Below are 17,267 nucleotides of genomic sequence, written 5' to 3' on the forward strand. Positions count from 1 at the left end.
TGCGACTGCTATAGCTGGGAGCGATCCAACCCGATGCGACGAACAGGATCACGCACATGACCATCGACGTCTGGGCGCAACACCCCACTCGGCGCTTCCTCACCCACGACATGTTCGCCTCGCTGCGCCGGTGGATCGGTGACATCCCGGCCGGCGACATCCCGCTGACCGTCACCCTGGCGGCGATGGATGCCGCGGCCGTCGACCAAGCGCTGATCTCGGCCTGGTACGCGCCGGAGGGTGTCCTCATTTCCAACGATGAGGTCGCGGCATGGGCCGCCGCGGCGCCGCAGCGCCTGTTTCCCCTCGCGTCGGTGGATCTGCGCAGACCGATGGACGCGGTGCGGGAATTGCGCCGCCGCGCGGAACAAGGATTCAAGGGGTTGCGGGTGCTGCCGTGGCTGTGGGAGCTTCCGCCGACCGATCGGCGCTTCTACCCGCTCTTCGCGGCCTGTGTCGACCTGGGGCTCCCGTTCTGCACACAGGTGGGGCACACCGGTCCGCTGCGGCCGTCGGAGACCGGCCGCCCCATCCCTTATATCGATCAGGTCGCGCTCGATTTCCCGGAACTGACCATCGTCTGCGGACATATCGGCTATCCCTGGACGGAGGAGATGATCGCCGTCGCGCGCAAGCACGAGAACGTCGTCATCGATACCTCGGCATATACGACGAAACGTCTTCCAGCAGAGCTGGTCTCGTACCTGAAGTCCGGCAGTGGCCGTCGCAAGGTGTTGTTCGGTACGAACTACCCGATGATCTTCCCGCAGCATGCGCTGGAGGGCATCGACGCGCTCGGCCTCGATGACGAAACACGCGAGCTGTATCTGGATGGCAACGCTCGTCGTGTGTTCGGGCTGACCAGGTGACCTGGGCTGTGGTGTGTCGGCGGTGTGTCGGCGGCGTTTTTCCCGAGGGCGACGCGAGCCGCGCCATAGGATGCGCGTCTGCGTACCGGAGTCGCCCAGGCCGTCCGCGTCGGCTCGCCGCATGACCGCGATCGCCGCCGACGCTGTCCGGGCGATTCATTCCGCATTGAAATCGACTGGGGTCGACGCTTTCTGAGCATCCGAGCGATCAGGGCCCCTTGACTGCAGAAGGGCGGACGCAATCTTGCGTTCTTGCACCTGTGCGTGCATGATCCAGCTAACCTAGTTGTGACAACCGATCCGATGACCGGGATAACCGAATCGAGAGCCAATTATGTTGGTACAAAGAGCGTTGGTGTCGGGTGAACTCGGAGTGCGGCGGTGAGCGCGCCGACGGTTGGCGTATTGCCGACCGCACCACAGTTATTATGTGCTTTCCAAGGACGCCGTTTCGAAGATCGGGAACTGCTGCGGTCCGCACACGCACTTGCCGAGCTACATGAGCGCCGAGCCCAGCTGAAAGACGTCGCTTTGATCGCCGAAATCGACTGTAGGCGTATCGAACTCGTCGACGACATCAATGAATGGGTGGCGCAGGAGATGCCGCAGCACCGCAACGGGGCGTCGTTGCACACCGAGAGCCTCGGCGCGGTGGTGGACCGGATGGCGCGTAGCTGGGTGGATGCGAATCAGGTCATCGATTCCGAGGGCGCGGGCAGCGGCAATACCCATAGACATTGGTATCAGCTGGCCGAACTCGTCGACGGGTACACCGATCTGGTAATCGACGTCGCCGGTGGCCGCCGCCGTCTGCCCGAGCAGTGATGCCGTCTCGATCTCGTCGTCGGCGGTGCTCTCGCCCGCGACAGTGACACTCACTCCCAGTGACACCGCCGCACACCGGTACTTCCGCACAGTGGCACTTGTCCGGATCGCGACGGCTCCGGCGCCTGGTCATCCGACCGGGAACTTCACCCGGGACGATTCCGGCGCAGTGACGGCGGGCGCAACGGGGCGTGCTGTCCGGCGTGCCGCGTGGTCGACCGGCGCGGCACGCCGGCCCTGAATACCGCTGCGGGGCAATCACTCCGCTGAGGTAGAGAGCCGGCACTGTCGCCTACCCGATTGGTCGGCACGACGGCGTCGGTCACCTGCGGTGCGATCTGGGGTCAGCGCAGCTGCGGCGCGACCTTTGCGCCGAGCAGGTCGATGGTATGCAGAACCTTTTCGTGCGGCAGTGTGCCCACGCTGGTGTGCAGCGTGAAGCGGTCCAGCCCGAGTGTTTCGCCAAGCGTGGCGATCTTGTCGGCGACGTAGTCGGGTGCACCGACGAACAGCGACCCATCCGGTGCGCGCAGGGCGTCGAACTGGGCGCGGGTCATGGGCCCCCAGCCGCGTTCACGCCCGAGGGTGCTCATCGCCAGCGCGTACGGCTCATAGAAGTCGGCAACGGATTGCTCGTCGGTGTCCGCGACATATCCGTGGGCGTGCACCGCGACCGCCTGCTTCGGGTGGCCTGCCTGTTCCAGCGCGCGGTGGTAAAGGTCCACCAGCGGCTTGAAACGGGCGGGCTGTCCACCAATGATCGCGATGGCCAGCGGAAGGCCGAGCAACCCGGCGCGAATAGCCGACTCGGGGCTTCCGCCCACCGCGATCCAGACCGGTAGCGGCCGATGATCGGTGCGCGGGTAGACGACGGTATCGCGCAGCGGCGGACGGAACTTGCCACTCCAGGTGACCGGCTCGGGCTGGCGAATGCGCAGCAGCAGCCCCAGCTTCTCGTCGAACAGTTCGTCGTAGTCGGCCAGGTCGTAGCCGAACAGCGGGAATGACTCGGTGAACGAGCCGCGCCCGGCCATCAGCTCCGCGCGGCCCGCGGACAGGCCGTCCAGCGTAGCGAAGTCCTGGTACACCCGGACCGGATCGTCCGAGCTCAACACGCTGACCGCGCTGGTCAGCCGGATCCGCTCGGTGCGGGCCGCGATCGCCGCGAGCACCACCGCGGGGGCGGACGCGGCGAAGTCCTTGCGGTGGTGTTCACCGACGCCGTAGACGTCGAGTCCGGCCCGTTCGGTCGCGACGGCCTCCTCGACCACTTCGCGCAGTCGCTCGGCCGCCGTCGGTGCGCGCCGCCCGTCGACGGGATAGAGCTCGGCGAACGTCGTGATTCCGAGTTCCACGTTCGAGCCTCTTTCCGGGTTGTTTCGATGTCAACCGATCTTCTCTGTCAACAGATGATAAAACGGACCGTGGTCCGATACTATTCCGGTTGGCTGTCGGCATCGCTGCGGTCATCCGATTACGCTGTTCGCTATGTCTGTCCGCACCCGTAAGCCGCTCGTCCCGGGCACGCTGTCGCCCACCCGTGAAGTCCCGCGCGCCATCGAGCGCCCGGAGTACGCGTGGAAGAAGACCGCCAACGAGGGGAGCGAGCCCTGGGTGCAGACCGCGGAGACGATCGAGCAGATGCGGATCGCGGGCCGGATCGCCGCGCAGGCCCTCCAGGAAGCGGGCAATGCCGTCGCGCCGGGCGTCACCACCGACGAACTCGATCGCATCGCGCACGAATACCTGTGCGACCATGGGGCGTACCCGTCGCCCCTGGGCTACAAGGGATTCCCGAAGTCGTGCTGCACTTCGCTGAACGAGGTGATCTGCCACGGTATCCCGGATTCCACCGTGATCGAAGACGGCGACATCGTCAACATCGACGTCACAGCCTTCATCCACGGTGTGCACGGTGACACCAACAAGACCTTCCTCGCCGGTGACGTCGACGAGGAGGTGCGCCTGCTCGTGCAGCGGACCGAGGAGGCCACGATGCGGGCCATCAAGGCGGTCCGACCCGGCCGTGCGCTCAACGTGATCGGGCGGGTCATCGAGTCCTACGCCAACCGGTTCGGCTACGGCGTCGTGCGCGACTTCACCGGCCATGGTGTCGGTCCCACGTTTCACAGCGGCTTGGTCGTCCTGCACTACGACCAGCCCGCGGTGGAGACCGTCATCGAACCCGGCATGACGTTCACCATCGAGCCGATGATCAATCTCGGCGGCATCGAGTACGAGATCTGGGACGACGGCTGGACCGTGGTCACCAAGGACCGCAAATGGACCGCGCAGTTCGAGCACACCCTGGTGGTCACCGAATCGGGGACCGAGATCCTGACCCTGCCGTGACCCGCGGCGCGGTCCAGCTGTGCACGAGGTGCGCTGTTCCGCCCGGGGATCCGGCCGCGCACGCGATCGGATCCGCGGCGGATCGGGCGCTCGGCCGCGGTGCGGCGCGATGAGAGGCGCGCTGCTGGTCGCGGGTACGACCTCCGACGCCGGTAAGAGCGTGGTCGTGGCCGGGATCTGCCGGATGCTGGCCCGGCGCGGTGTGCGGGTCGCGCCGTTCAAGGCGCAGAACATGTCCAACAATTCGGTGGTCACCCTCGACGGCGGGGAGATCGGCCGGGCGCAGGCGTTGCAGGCGCAGGCATGCGGACTGGAGCCGAGCGTCCGATTCAATCCCGTCCTGCTCAAGCCCGGCAGCGACCGGCGCTCGCAGTTGGTGGTGCGGGGCACGGCGGTCGGTACGGTCGGCGCCGAGGACTACTTCCGGTACCGGCGCGACCTGCGGGCCGTCGTCGCCGCCGAACTCGCCGCGCTGCGCGCCGAGTTCGACGTGGTGATCTGTGAGGGCGCCGGATCACCCGCCGAAATCAATTTGCGCGCAACGGATCTGGCGAATATGGGGCTCGCGCGCGCTGCGCGGCTTCCGGTGCTGCTCGTCGGCGACATCGATCGCGGTGGCGTGCTGGCCCACCTGTTCGGCACACTCGCGATCCTGGACGCCGAAGACCAGCAGTTGATCTCGGGTTTCGTCGTCAACAAGTTCCGCGGCACGCGGGCCCTGCTGCAGCCCGGTCTGGACCGCCTCACCGAGCTCACCGGCCGCCCCACCCTCGGCGTGCTCCCCTACGCCGAGGACCTCTGGATCGACGCCGAAGACTCGCTCGGCACCGTCGCCGACGCGCCGGTGGGCCGTCCGCGGCCGCCGGTGGGCGCCGAATGGCTGACCGTTGCGGCCATCCGGTTGCCGCGCGTCTCCAACTCCACCGACGTCGAGGCGCTGGCCTGCGAACCGGGCGTCGCGGTGCGCTGGGTGAGTGAGCCGTCGCGGCTGGCGGGCGCGGACCTGGTGATCGTTCCCGGCAGCAAGGCGACAGTGTCGGACCTGGGGTGGTTGCGGCGCACCGGCATCGCCGAGGCGCTGCGCGCACGCGCCGCCGCGGGCGGCGCGATCCTGGGGGTCTGCGGTGGATATCAGATGCTCGGAACCCGCATCATCGACCAGGTGGAGTCCGGCGAAGGTGTGGTCGAGGGGCTCGGTTTGCTCGACCTCACCGTCGAATTCGCCGAGTCGAAAGTGCTGCGCCGCAGCGCGGGACACGCCGCCGGGATCCCGGTGCGCGGCTACGAGATCCACCACGGCCGCGTGACGCACCGGGGTGACCCGGCCTGGCTCACCGTCGACGGCGAGCCGGAAGGCAGCGTGCGCGGCGCGGTGTGGGGCACCCATCTGCACGGACTGCTGGAGTCGGATGAACTGCGGCGCAGTTGGCTGCGCGCGGTCGCCGCGGCCGCGGGGCGGACGGGTTTCGTGGTGGCCGACGATGTTTCGGTGGCCGCGGTGCGGACTGCGCAACTCGATCTCGTGGCCGGGTTGGTCGAAGACCATCTCGACATCGCGGCGATCGAGCGCCTCCTCGCCGAGGGCGCGCCCGCCGCTCTGCCGACCTTGTCCACCGGCGCCGTACTCGCTGGGGACCCGCCTGGTTGACGAGGCGACACCCAATCGACGTGCGCGTCGCGATGGGGCTGCGTACCGGTGTGCGGGTCGCCTTCATGCCCACCCCCACCGGCACCTACGAGCTGGTGCCGGAGACGCGCACGATCAAGTCGCTGAGGGGCATCGTCGGCTGGTCCGGCTCGCCCATCGGCCTCGCCGCGATGAACGAGGCGATCGCGGGTAACGTCGTGGCGGGCAAGCGGTGATCGGCCTGGACGCGAACGTCCTCTCAGCCAGGAAGCCGGGTGTGAGCTGACCGTCAGGTTCGACCCCAACGCAGGTGAGCGTGCCGGAATGCGGCTGCTCGCCTGAATACCGCCCGCAGCGCCCCGGCCATCCGTGTAGCGTGATTCGGCATGGAATCACGGCAGATCACGGTCGGTGACCGGGTGTGGACCGTGCGGATCGACGGGCCGCAGTCCCGGCACAGCATCCTGCTGCTGCCCGACTCGGGTGATCCGGCGGACGTTTACGACCAGGTATGCGCCCGCCTGCACACCTCGGACCTACGTACCTTCGCCGTGGAGTCGATCGAAGGCCTCGACGCGGCCGGTGTGACCGCGATCCTGGACGAGCTCGGGCTGCCGTGGGTGAATGTCGCCGGACGCGGTGCGGGCGCCGTGCTGGCCTGGCAGGCGTGCGCCCGTGGCTTCGGCCGGTTCCAGAGCCTGGTGGTCGCCGACCGCGGCCATCCGGCCGCTCCCGGTCCCGACGATGTGGTGCTGGACGCGACCACCGGCCCGGTGGAGGTGCCGACCACGCTGCTGGTCACCAAGAACCTGCCGCGCTCGGTGGCCGAGCTGTCCGGTCGGCTCGTCTACGGCGAGTTCCGGGTGACCGAGGTCGACGTCGCCAACGTGGCCACCGAGGCCGACCATGAGCTGGCCACCGAGATCGTGCTACGCACCAGCCTCTGGTGACCGCCCGCGGGCCGCGGCCTGATAGCCGGCCAGCCAGTCCAGCCAGCTGTCCAGCTCGGCGAACGCCTGGGCCAGCGCCGCGGGGCCGGACAGGAACACGTCGTGCTTGGCGCCGTCGATCGGCACCATGTTGGTGCGGTCGCCCAGACAGCCCGACCAGCGCTGGATCTGCGTGACATCGAGCACCGCGTCGGCCACGTCCACCGCGGGACCGTACCGCCGGGCGAACTTGGTCATCCTGGAACGCAGGATCAGCGAGGGAACGCCGATGTCCAGGCCCTCGTGCAGCCGCGCGTGGCCGTTGCGGATCGCGCGCAACCATCCGAACCGAACCGGGAAACCCTCCAGCGGTTTCCAATCGAGGTTGTAGTCCCATTCGCCGGACACCGATTGGTGCAGGCTGTCGCCGTAGGTGCTGACCTTGCCCCCGGGCAGCTGGACCCGCTTCCGGAATCGGCCCACGGTCTTGATGACCGACGTGCCGATGGTCCGGTAGTACGCCGGCCCTTGCAGGTCGAACCACGGGCTGTTGAGCACCAGCCCGGTGATTCCCGCGGCGGCCGTCCCCCGGCTGCGGTTGAGCCGGTCCAGCCACAACGAGGCGACCAGACCGCCGGTGGAATGCGCGGTGATGACCACCGGCGCGCCGGTCTCGGCGCGCACGATCCGCAGCGACTCGTCCAGCTCCCGGTCGTAGAAAGCGAGATCCGTCACATAGTGCGGCGTTTGCCCATCCCGTCGTGAGCGGCCGCACTTGCGCAGATCGAGCGCGTAGAACTGGAACCCGCGCTCGGCGTAGTGCTCGGCCAGGTGCTCCTGGAAGAAGTAATCGGTGAATCCGTGGACGTAGAGCACCGCACCCGCGGTCTGCGCGACGGCGCCGGAAGGCGTGTAGCGCACCAGCGTGGCGACCACGTCGCCTTCGCCGTCGGGATCGGGACCCAGCGCGAGCGTGCGCTGCTGGTAGTGCGGGCCAAGGACGTCGGGATGCCAGCCTCCGCCATCCGGAGAGGTGCTGACCGGCTCGGCAAGCGACTGTTCGTTCGTCACGCGACCAATGTATTGGACCGCGCCGCGGACCGACAGATCCCGCGGTCGTGCCGGCGCGGAAGTGACGACCATCTCTGTCGCATTCCGCACATTCGGTAGCTGGTCGCGTGTCATGAGGGAGATGAGGTGCACAATTGGGCCTAGGTGAACGGCGGGTAACCTGACCCCGCCACACTGTTCGGGAACGGTGGAGCCGGACCCGAGTGGCAACCACACACTTTGCCCGAGCAGGTCCAGCCGCCCGGTAGGACCGCGCAGAAAGACAAGGAAGTCGATCTACCCGTGCCGAACGCTGCCCTGACTGAAAAGACCGATGTAGTACTCATCGGTGCCGGCATCATGAGCGCTACCCTCGGCGCGCTGCTGCGGCAGCTGCAGCCGGACTGGTCGATCTCCCTGTTCGAGCGGCTCGACGCGGCCGCCGCGGAGAGCAGCGACCCGTGGAACAACGCGGGCACCGGACACTCCGCGCTCTGCGAGCTGAACTACAGCCCGCAGAACCCGGACGGCTCGGTGGACATCACCAAGGCCGTCGACATCAACGAGCGTTTCCAGGTCTCCCGCCAGTTCTGGTCCTACGGCGTGGAGAACGGCATCCTCGGCGATCCGTCCACCTTCATCAACCCGATCCCGCACGTCAGCTTCGTGCACGGCGCCGAGAGCGTGCAGTACCTGCGTAAGCGGTACGAGGCACTGGCGCCGCACCCGCTGTTCGAGGGCATGGAGTACATCGACAGCTCCGATGAGTTCGCCCGGCGGCTGCCGCTGATGGCCCGTGGCCGGGACTTCGCCGATCCGGTCGCGCTGAACTGGTCCGACGGCGGCACCGACATCGACTTCGGCGCGCTCACCCAGGAGTTGCTCGCCTATCTGGGCAGCACTGGCGCCGACCTGGCGTTCGGTCACGAGGTGCGCGAGCTCTCCCAGCAGTCCGACGGGTCCTGGCTGGTCACCGTGCGCAACCTTCGCACCCGCGAAACCCGCAGGCTGATCAGCAAGTTCGTCTTCGTCGGCGCGGGCGGCGGCGCGCTGCCGCTGCTGCAGAAGGCGAACATCAAGGAGGCCAAGGGATTCGGCGGGTTCCCGGTCAGCGGCCAGTTCTTCCGCTGCGTCAACCCGGCGCTGATCCACCAGCACGAGGCCAAGGTCTACGGCAAGGCCGCCGTCGGCGCGCCGCCGATGTCGGTGCCGCATCTGGACACTCGGGTGATCAAGGGCCGGCCCGGCCTGCTGTTCGGGCCGTACGCGGGCTGGACGCCGAAGTTCCTCAAGGACGGCAAGAACACCGACCTGTTCAAATCGGTGCGGCCGAACAATATCCTCTCGCTGCTCGGTGTCGGCGCCACCGAGCTGGGGCTGACCAAGTACCTGATCAGCGAGCTGCTGAAATCCGAGGCGGGCAAGGTGATCACGCTGTCGGAGTTCATCCCGCGCGCCGAGGCCAGGGATTGGGAGCTGATCAATGCGGGCCAGCGCGTGCAAGTTATCCGGCGCAAGGGCCTCGGCGGGGTGCTCGAGTTCGGCACCGCCGTCATCGCCGCACAGGACGGCACCATCGCCGGACTGCTCGGCGCGTCGCCGGGCGCGTCGACCTGCGTCACCGCCATGCTCGACGTGCTGCAGCGCTGCTTCCCGCGGGAGTTCGCCGAGTGGACCCCGAAACTGAAGGAAATGGTGCCCTCCCTGGGCGTGAAACTCTCGGAGAACCCGGCGCTGTTCCACGAAGTGTGGGATTGGACCGCGAAGGCACTGAACCTCGTCGACGGTGGCGACAACACGCCGAGGCACGCGGGGGTCGCGGCGAACGCCTGAGTTGTGATAGCAAGGCGCGATGATGTCAACGGTTGCTCTCAAACGGTCCTGGGCACAGGATCTCGATACCGCCACGCTCTACCAGCTGTTGAAACTTCGCGTCGAAGTTTTCGTCGTCGAACAGAAATGCGCGTACCTGGAACTGGACGGCAAGGATCTGCTGCCCGAGACCAGGCACTTCTGGCTCGATGACGAGGGCGAGGTGATCGCGACGCTGCGTCTGTGCGAGGAGCACCAGGACGGGGTGAAGAGCTTCCGCATCGGCAGGCTCTGCGTCGCCGCGCCCGCGCGCGGGCACGGCTACCCCACGCGGCTGCTGCAGGCGGCTCTGGCCGAGGTCGGCTCGGCGACGGTGCGGTTGTCCGCGCAGAGCGACCTGGTCGAGCTGTACAGCAAACACGGCTTCGAAATCGACGGCGAGGAATTCGACGAGGACGGCATCGCGCACGTGCCGATGCGACGGGGCTCGGTCTGATCTGCAGCGCTGTGTTTGATTTGCAGCGCCTGCGGCGCTGCGTGTTCGCGGCCCTGGGGAGTCTCGCGTCCGAGCGGGCGAGACTCGCGCCTTCGGCGCATGCGTTTCGCCCGCTCGGACGCGAGACGGGCCGCGAACGGTGCTCGTAAGACTCGCACCGGGCGGAGGTGGGTGGGTTCGGTTGTTGCGTGGTTGTTCGGTGTGATCGGCTGAGGTGTTTGGGCGAGTCTCGGCGCGTTCGGCGCATGCGCTTCGTCCCCTTGGGCGCGAGACGGGCCGTGAGCGGTGCTCGTGAGACGAGCACACTTAGGGTTGGTGCGTGGTACGCGCGGTCGGGGTGCGGGCGACGCGGCCGGGTGGGGCGGGTGGAGGGCACTGGTCCGTGTTCGTCGGGCCGCGCCTAGAGTTTGGGCGTGTCTGTGTCCCGTTCTGATGCCGCGCCGTTGTCCGACCAGCACGCCCGAACTCGCCCGGGTTCGGGCAACGAGGTCGGGTTTCCTTTCTCGGCCGTTGTCGGCCAGGAACGGCTGCAACTGGCGCTGATTCTGTGCGCGGTGCACCCGGGCATCGGCGGCGTACTGGTCCGGGGCGAGAAGGGCACCGCCAAGTCGACCGTGGTGCGTGCGCTGGCTCAGTTGTTGCCGCCGGTCCTGGAGGGGAACGGGTCCCGGCCCGCGCGGCTGGTGGAACTGCCGGTGGGCGCGACCGAGGACCGCGTGGTCGGTTCCCTGGACTTGGAGCGGGTTCTGCGCGACGGGGAACAGGCGTTCCGTCCTGGCCTGCTGGCCGCCGCACATCACGGCGTGCTCTACGTGGACGAGGTCAACCTACTGCACGACCACCTGGTGGACGTGCTGCTCGACGCCGCGGCGATGGGTCGGGTGCATATCGAACGCGACGGGGTCTCACATTCGCATCCGGCGCGTTTCGTGCTGGTCGGGACGATGAACCCCGAAGAAGGCGAGCTGCGCCCGCAGCTGCTGGACCGGTTCGGCCTGACGGTGGACGTCGCCGCCTCGCGGGAGGTGGACGTGCGGATGGCGGTGGTGCGCCGCAGGCTGGATTACGAGGCCGATCCGGCCGGGTTCGCGCTGCGCTACACCGAGGCGGATCGTGCGGTGGCCGAGCAGATCCGCACCGCCAGAGAACGGATCGGCCGGGTGGTGCTCGACGATATCGAGTTACGCCGGATCGCCGCGCTGTGCGCGGCGTTCGACGTCGACGGGATGCGCGCCGATCTGGTCATCGCGCGGACCGCGACGGCGCATGCCGCGTGGCGCGGCGGTGACGCGGTGACCGAGGACGACGTGCGGGTCGCCGCCGAACTGGCGCTGCCGCACCGGCGCAGGCGTGATCCGTTCGACGAGCCCGGCGTCAGCGAACAGCAACTCGACGACGCCATGCGCGACGCCGCGGCGCAGGCGCAGCGCGACGAGCAATCGTCCACGCCGAGTGCGGAATCAGCGCTGCCGGGAACAGAACCCGGCGACGACCCCGATGACGGACCCGAGGACCCGTCGCCGCCGGACGGACCGGGCGGTGGATCCGGCGAAGGCCGCAGTGGCGCACCGGTTTCCGCGACGCGGCCGCCCCGCTGGGAGGTGCCTGGCGTCGGCGAAGGGGCGCCGGGGAGGCGGTCGCGCGCGCAATCGCGGCACGGGCGCGTCGTACGTTCCAGCGTCGATACGTCTTCGGGGCTGCATCTGCTCGGCACGATTTTCGCCGCAGCACCGCACCAGTGGTCGCGTGGACGTGGCGAAGGTCCGTTGCGGCTGGCCGCCGGCGACCTGCGCGGCGCGTACCGGGAAGGGCGAGAAGGCAATCTGATCGTCTTCGTCGTCGACGCATCCGGGTCCATGGCCGCCAGGGACCGGCTATCGGCCGTCACCGGCGCGGTGGTCAGCCTGTTGCGGGACGCCTACCAGCGCCGCGACAAGGTCGCCGTCGTCACGGTGCGTGGCGCGGACGCCGAACTCGTGTTGCCGCCGACCTCGTCGGTCGACATCGCGGTGCGTCGGCTGTCCGGCATGCGTACCGGTGGGAAGACCCCGCTCGCGGCGGGGCTGCTGAAGGCGCGCGAGGTGATACGGCGCGAACGCGTACGCGATCCGCGCCGCAGGCCGATGCTGGTGCTGCTGACCGACGGCCGCGCCACGGGCGGCGCCGCTCCGGTTCCGCGCGCCCGAGCGGCTGCGGCCTTGCTCGCCAGGGACACGGTGGCGTCGATCGTGGTCGACTGCGAACGCGGCATGATCCGTCTCGGCCTCGCCCTGGACCTGGCCCGCGATCTGCGCGGCGGCTACCTGCGACTGGACGAGCTGACCGGAGACTCGGTGGCCGACCTCGTCCGCGCGAACGCCCCGAGCACGCGCGGCGCGTCGGTGCGGGCCGCTTGAACGGGTGGGCGTCGCATGGAGGGTACTCGGCCGCTGCGGGGTTTCCTACATGGTCGAGCTGGTTGGTGGCGGTGCCGGACCGGCCGGCCGATGTCGGGCGCGCCGGCGGAGGCGGCATCGAACGCGTGCGAGCCTATTCGCGATCTACCAGCTCGGTCGACGGTGTCCGCGCCGGATGTGTGGGTCGCGATTGCCGTACACGATTCGTCCGGACACGCGCACGCGACGTCGGCCGCAAGCGGCGGAAACGGCTTCGCAGTGAGACGAGTACAGCAGTGAGACGAGAACAGCAAGGAGACTTCGATGCCCAAGGGTGTTCCGGAGATAGTTCCCGACGACGGGCTGACCACGCGGCAGCGACGTAATCAGCCGGTGCTGGCGGTCCACACCGGGCCGGGCAAGGGGAAGTCGACGGCCGCGTTCGGGATGGCGCTGCGGGCCTGGAACCAAGGCTTCGACGTGGCGGTATTCCAGTTCGTGAAGAGTGCCAAGTGGAAAGTGGGCGAGGAGGTGGCCTTCCGCGCCCTCGGTGCGCTGCATGAGCAGACCGGTGCCGGCGGGCCGGTCGAGTGGCACAAAATGGGCGAAGGCTGGTCCTGGACCCGCAAACAGGGCACCGAGCAGGACCACGCCGCGGCTGCGCTCGCCGGTTGGCAGGAGATCGCCCGGCGCCTGCAAGCCCAGCAGCACCGGTTCTACGTCCTCGACGAATTCACCTATCCGCTGAAGTGGGGGTGGGTGGACGTGGCCGAAGTGGTCGAGACCCTGCACGATCGTCCCGGCCACCAACATGTCGTGATCACGGGTCGTGACGCACCCGCCGCCCTGATCGAAGCCGCCGACCTCGTCACCGAGATGACCAAACTCAAACACCCCATGGACGCGGGACGCAAAGGCCAACGAGGCATCGAATGGTGACCCACGAACAAGGATCGCGATGAGGGCCGTGGTAGTGGCGGCGCCGGCGTCGGGGAGTGGTAAGACCACGGTCGCTACGGGGTTGGTCGGGGCGCTTCGGCGAGCAGGTCATCGGGTCGCGCCGTTCAAGGTTGGGCCCGACTACATCGATCCCGGGTATCACGGACTGGCCGCGGGGCGGCCGGGCCGAAATCTGGATCCTGTGCTGGTGGGGGTGGAACGTATCGCGCCGCTGTACCGGCACGGTGCGCAGGGGTGCGATGTGGCGGTGGTCGAGGGCGTGATGGGCCTGTTCGACGGACGGATCGACGAGCACCATGCCGGCCCGGTCGCGGAGGGGTCGACGGCGCAGGTCGCGAGCCTGCTCGGCGCGCCGGTGCTGCTGGTGGTGGATGCGCGCGGACACAGCCAGAGCCTGGCCGCGTTGCTGCACGGCTTCGCCACCTTCGACAGCGGTATCCGGCTCGGCGGGGTGATCCTGAACCGGGTCGGCAGCGAACGGCACGACCACGTGCTGCGGGCGGCCTGTGCCCGGGTCGGACTGCCGGTACTCGGATCGCTGCCGCGCTCGGCCGAATTGGAGGTCCCATCCCGCCACCTCGGCCTGATTCCCGCCGTCGAGCACGGTATGGCGGCGAGGGAAGCGGTGACCGCGATGACCGACCTCGTTGCCGCCCACGTGGACCTGCACGCGATCGCCGCGCTGGCCCGTACGTCGGTCACCGGGCCGTCCTGGGACCCCGCTGCGGCCGTGCGGGGCGACGGGAGTGCACACCCTGCCGAGGCATCCGGGCGGCCCTGCGCTTCGTCGGTGCACGTCGATCGCGAGCCGCCACTGATCGCCGTGGCAGGCGGTGCGGCGTTCACCTTCGGGTACGCCGAGCACCGCGAGTTGCTGCTCGCGGCGGGTGCGCAGGTGGTCGTGTTCGACCCGTTGCACGACGAATTGCCCAGGGGAACAGCCGGATTGGTGTTGCCGGGCGGCTTTCCCGAAGAGCACGCCGCGCGGTTGGCCGCCAACACCGGGCTGCTGCGCGCGGTGGCGGAAGCGTCCAGGCAGGGAATGCCGATGCACGCCGAGTGCGCGGGGCTGTTGTATCTCACCCGGTCGCTCGACGGGCACCCGATGGCCGGGGTGATCGACGCCGAGGCCGAATTCGGTCCGCGCCTGGTGCTCGGCTACCGCGATGCCGTAGCGCTCGGCGATTCGCCGCTGTGGCGGGCGGGGGAACGAGTCCGCGGGCACGAGTTCCATCGAACCCGTCTGGTGTCATCGCCCTGCGCGGAGCCCGCGTGGGGCTGGCACGGCAGCGACGGCGAACGGGTTCGCGAGGGCGCGCTCGTCGGCAACCTGCACGCGTCCTACCTGCATACCCATCCAGCCGGGAACCCCGAGGCGGTGCGCCGTTTCGTGGCGGGCGCAACGGCCTATGCCAGAGCCCGTGTCACGACCTGACCTCGCCGTCGGCATCGGTGTGCGCCCCGGCACCGACCAGGCCAGAATTCGCGCGGCCTTGCGCGCGGGGCTGGGCGACAACGTCATCGCCTGCTTGGCGACCATCGACCGGCGTGCCGCCGAACCCGGTTTGCGAGCGGCCGCGTCAGCCTTGGGCGTGCCCGTGCGCGCCTACACCGCTACCGAGCTCGCCGTCGTCCGCGTACCGAATCCGTCCACCCGCACCGCGAGCGCGCTGGGTACGGCGAGCGTCGCCGAAGCCGCCGCCCTGCTGGCCGGACACGGCCCGCTGCTGTTGCCGAAGACCACCATCGACGGCGTCGTAATCGCCGCGACCGCGGCGCGCTGAGCGTTGCGGCGCGCGGATGGTGGTCCTCACGCCTCGAGTTCGTCGGCGACCCCGATGTCCTCGTACCACAGCGCGGGATGTTCGGCGATGAATCGGGCCATCAATTCGACGCAGCGCCGGTCCTGCAGGACGGTCACCGCGACGCCGTGGTCGGCGAGCCAGTCGTGCCCGCCGGAAAACGTCTGCGATTCCCCCACGATCACCGTCCCGATGCCGAACTGCCGAATCAGGCCGCTGCAGTACCAGCACGGCGAGAGCGTGGTGACCATGATGGTCCGGCGGTAGTCGCGGCGGCGCCCGGCCGCGCGGAAAGCGTCGGTTTCGGCGTGCGCGCTCGGATCGCCGGACTGCACCCGGCGGTTGCGGCCCCGCCCGAGCAGGGTGCCATCCGCGTCGAAAAGCGCCGCGCCGATCGGGATCCCGCCTTCGGTCAGCCCGTGGAGTGCTTCCTCGTAGGCCACGTCTAGTAGGTCCTGTGCCGGTGTCACCGGTGTCATATGTCCACCTTCCAAGCCGGTCGGTCCCGGCCACGACAGCGAGTTCGGTTGAGCCGGGTGGGGTAAAGGACAAGCCGACCGTATGCCAGCCGAGGACTGTGAGCCACCCGCCGCACCCTCTGCTGGAGGTGTGTCGTCGCAGGTCACGTCGGGTTGAGCCGGACGGGCTGCGCGGCCTGCCGCGGGGCTGGCGCTCGGCGCAGGTGGCCGGGCGATTGCCGGTGGCGGGTGGTCAAGCCGTAGGCTCGAAACTTGTGCCGTACACGTCAGACGCAACGCCAGTTCAGCCCGCCGGCGACCCGAACTACCTGGTCGGACTAGATCTGGGCGGGCGGCGCGTCGTCGTGGTCGGCGGCGGCACGGTAGCGCAGCGCAGGCTGGGCCTGCTGATCGCCGCCGGCGCGGATGTGCATGTGGTGAGTCGCGCGGTGACGCCCGCGGTCGAGGGGATGGCCACGTCGGGGCAGCTCACTGTCGCGCTACGTGCTTACGCCGATGGCGATCTCGACGGTGCCTGGTATGCGATCGCGTGCACCGACGAGCCGGAGACCAACGCTGCGGTGGTCGCCGAGGCGACCCGGCGGAGGATTTTCTGCGTGCGGGCCGACACCGCGCGGCTGGGCACGGCGGTCACCCCGGCGACCGCGCGCTACGACGGACTGACTCTCGGCGTGCTGGCCAGTGGCGAGCACCGGCGCTCGGCGACCGTCCGCACCGCGCTGCTCGAGGCCCTGCAATCCGGTGTGGTGGGCGCTGACTCGACACCGATCGCGCCCGGTGTCGCCCTGGTCGGCGGCGGACCGGGTGATCCCGATCTGATCACCGTCCGCGGTCGGCGGCTGCTGGCCAGGGCGGATCTGGTGGTCGCCGATCGGCTCGCTCCGCCGGAACTGCTCGCCGAACTCGGACCCGAGGTCGAGGTGGTCGACGCGGCGAAGATCCCGTACGGGCGAGCGATGGCGCAGGACGCGATCAACACCGCGCTGATCGAAGGCGCGCGGGCAGGCAAGTTCGTGGTGCGGCTCAAGGGCGGCGACCCGTACGTGTTCGGGCGCGGCTACGAGGAGCTGGAAGCCTGCGTGGCGGCCGGGGTCCCGGTGACCGTGGTGCCCGGCGTCACCAGTCCCATCGCGGTGCCCGCCGCCGCGGGGATTCCGGTGACGCATCGCGGCGTCACCCACGAGTTCGTGGTGGTGAGCGGGCATGTCGCGCCGGATCATCCGGACTCGCTGGTCGACTGGCCCGCGCTGGCCCGGCTGCGCGGCACGCTGGTGCTGATGATGGCCGTGGAGCGGATCGAACAGTTCGCCACCGCGCTACTGGAGGGCGGTCGCCCGGCGGGCACGCCCGCCACCGTCATCCAGGAGGGCACGCTGCGCACGCAGCGCGTGCTGCGCACCGATCTCGGCACGGTAGCCACCCGGGTGCGCGCCGAAGGTATCCGCCCACCCGCGATCGTGGTGATCGGCCCGACCGCCGGGTTTTCCGCCGACGCGATCGTCCCGAACGCCGACTCCGCGGCGGGATAGCGTTCGCCGCTGCCGCGGCGATCCGAGTGCGCGCGGAGGTCGCAGACCCCTCGGCCTGCCGGATCGCCGGGACAGCTTCCGTCATGGACCCGGCCGGGTCGGTGGGCGGACAAATGCGGCAACGGCATCAATTACAGTGACTCACTGTGCTTCGGAACCCCG

16 protein-coding genes are annotated in these 17,267 nt (G+C 69.1%); 13 read left to right on the forward strand and 3 right to left on the reverse strand.

All coding sequences use genetic code 11. The features are described 5' to 3' along the window. Nucleotides 1–56: 56 nt before the first annotated feature. Both ACT86A_RS06400 and ACT86A_RS06405 read left to right on the forward strand, forming a co-directional pair. Nucleotides 57–869 carry an amidohydrolase family protein gene (locus ACT86A_RS06400; protein ID WP_445091057.1) on the forward strand — a complete coding sequence of 271 codons (813 nt, stop codon included), beginning with the start codon at nt 57–59 and terminating at the stop codon, nt 867–869. 465 nt (nt 870–1,334) lie between these two features. Then, entirely contained in the window at nt 1,335–1,694 is a 360-nt protein-coding gene (locus ACT86A_RS06405) for a DUF4254 domain-containing protein (protein ID WP_445091323.1), read from the forward strand. Nucleotides 1,695–2,038: 344 nt separating this feature from the next. On the opposite strand, the gene ACT86A_RS06410 is transcribed toward ACT86A_RS06405, so the two are convergent. Continuing rightward, a complete protein-coding gene (locus ACT86A_RS06410) occupies nt 2,039–3,049 on the reverse strand; it encodes an LLM class flavin-dependent oxidoreductase (protein WP_445091058.1) in 1,011 nt (336 codons plus the stop codon). Nucleotides 3,050–3,182: 133 nt separating this feature from the next. Between ACT86A_RS06410 and map the strand changes: the two genes are divergently transcribed. The 4 genes from map (at nt 3,183) to ACT86A_RS06430 (ending at nt 6,623) form a co-directional block, all read left to right on the forward strand. Further along, complete coding sequence (gene map, locus ACT86A_RS06415; protein ID WP_445091059.1) at nt 3,183–4,046, forward strand: type I methionyl aminopeptidase; 864 nt, start codon at nt 3,183–3,185, stop codon at nt 4,044–4,046. A gap of 109 nt (nt 4,047–4,155) precedes the next feature. Then, a complete protein-coding gene (locus tag ACT86A_RS06420; protein WP_445091060.1) occupies nt 4,156–5,694 on the forward strand; it encodes a cobyric acid synthase in 1,539 nt (512 codons plus the stop codon). A 32-nt stretch (nt 5,695–5,726) separates the two neighbouring features. Further along, nucleotides 5,727–5,909: an AbrB/MazE/SpoVT family DNA-binding domain-containing protein gene (locus tag ACT86A_RS06425; protein ID WP_445091061.1), complete on the forward strand. Its 183-nt coding sequence runs from the start codon at nt 5,727–5,729 to the stop codon at nt 5,907–5,909. Nucleotides 5,910–6,059: 150 nt separating this feature from the next. Then, nucleotides 6,060–6,623, forward strand: coding sequence for an alpha/beta hydrolase (locus ACT86A_RS06430; protein WP_445091062.1), 564 nt, complete (start codon nt 6,060–6,062; stop codon nt 6,621–6,623). Here the strand turns inward: ACT86A_RS06430 and ACT86A_RS06435 are convergent. Beyond that, complete coding sequence (locus ACT86A_RS06435) at nt 6,603–7,673, reverse strand: alpha/beta hydrolase (RefSeq protein ID WP_445091063.1); 1,071 nt, start codon at nt 7,671–7,673, stop codon at nt 6,603–6,605. The genes ACT86A_RS06430 and ACT86A_RS06435 overlap by 21 nt on opposite strands. Nucleotides 7,674–7,955: 282 nt before the next feature. On the opposite strand from ACT86A_RS06435, the gene mqo reads away from it, so the two are divergent. From mqo to ACT86A_RS06465, 6 genes are all read left to right on the forward strand, one after another. Continuing rightward, the gene (mqo, locus tag ACT86A_RS06440; protein ID WP_445091064.1) at nt 7,956–9,485 is read left to right on the forward strand and encodes a malate dehydrogenase (quinone); all 1,530 of its coding nucleotides are present in this window, start codon (nt 7,956–7,958) and stop codon (nt 9,483–9,485) included. A 19-nt stretch (nt 9,486–9,504) separates the two neighbouring features. Continuing rightward, nucleotides 9,505–9,960, forward strand: a complete 456-nt coding sequence (locus ACT86A_RS06445) for a GNAT family N-acetyltransferase (protein ID WP_445091065.1) — start codon at nt 9,505–9,507, stop codon at nt 9,958–9,960. A 443-nt stretch (nt 9,961–10,403) separates the two neighbouring features. Continuing rightward, nucleotides 10,404–12,356 (forward strand): VWA domain-containing protein, encoded by a 1,953-nt coding sequence (locus tag ACT86A_RS06450; protein ID WP_445091324.1) that lies wholly within the window; start codon nt 10,404–10,406, stop codon nt 12,354–12,356. Nucleotides 12,357–12,659: 303 nt separating this feature from the next. Further along, entirely contained in the window at nt 12,660–13,274 is a 615-nt protein-coding gene (gene cobO / locus ACT86A_RS06455; RefSeq protein ID WP_445091066.1) for a cob(I)yrinic acid a,c-diamide adenosyltransferase, read from the forward strand. A gap of 19 nt (nt 13,275–13,293) precedes the next feature. Beyond that, complete coding sequence (locus ACT86A_RS06460) at nt 13,294–14,730, forward strand: cobyrinic acid a,c-diamide synthase CobB (RefSeq protein ID WP_445091067.1); 1,437 nt, start codon at nt 13,294–13,296, stop codon at nt 14,728–14,730. Then, nucleotides 14,717–15,079: a cobalamin biosynthesis protein gene (locus ACT86A_RS06465; RefSeq protein ID WP_445091068.1), complete on the forward strand. Its 363-nt coding sequence runs from the start codon at nt 14,717–14,719 to the stop codon at nt 15,077–15,079. Before ACT86A_RS06460 ends, ACT86A_RS06465 begins: the two co-directional genes overlap by 14 nt. Before the next feature lie 26 nt (nt 15,080–15,105). Here the strand turns inward: ACT86A_RS06465 and ACT86A_RS06470 are convergent, their stop codons facing one another. Next, the gene (locus ACT86A_RS06470; RefSeq protein WP_445091069.1) at nt 15,106–15,576 is read right to left on the reverse strand and encodes a nucleoside deaminase; all 471 of its coding nucleotides are present in this window, start codon (nt 15,574–15,576) and stop codon (nt 15,106–15,108) included. Nucleotides 15,577–15,830: 254 nt separating this feature from the next. Here ACT86A_RS06470 and cobA point away from each other — a divergent pair, with 254 nt between their 5' ends. Continuing rightward, nucleotides 15,831–17,105, forward strand: coding sequence for a uroporphyrinogen-III C-methyltransferase (gene cobA / locus ACT86A_RS06475; protein WP_445091070.1), 1,275 nt, complete (start codon nt 15,831–15,833; stop codon nt 17,103–17,105). Nucleotides 17,106–17,267 lie beyond the last annotated feature (162 nt).

It is taken from the genome of Nocardia glycosmidis, assembly GCF_052545115.1.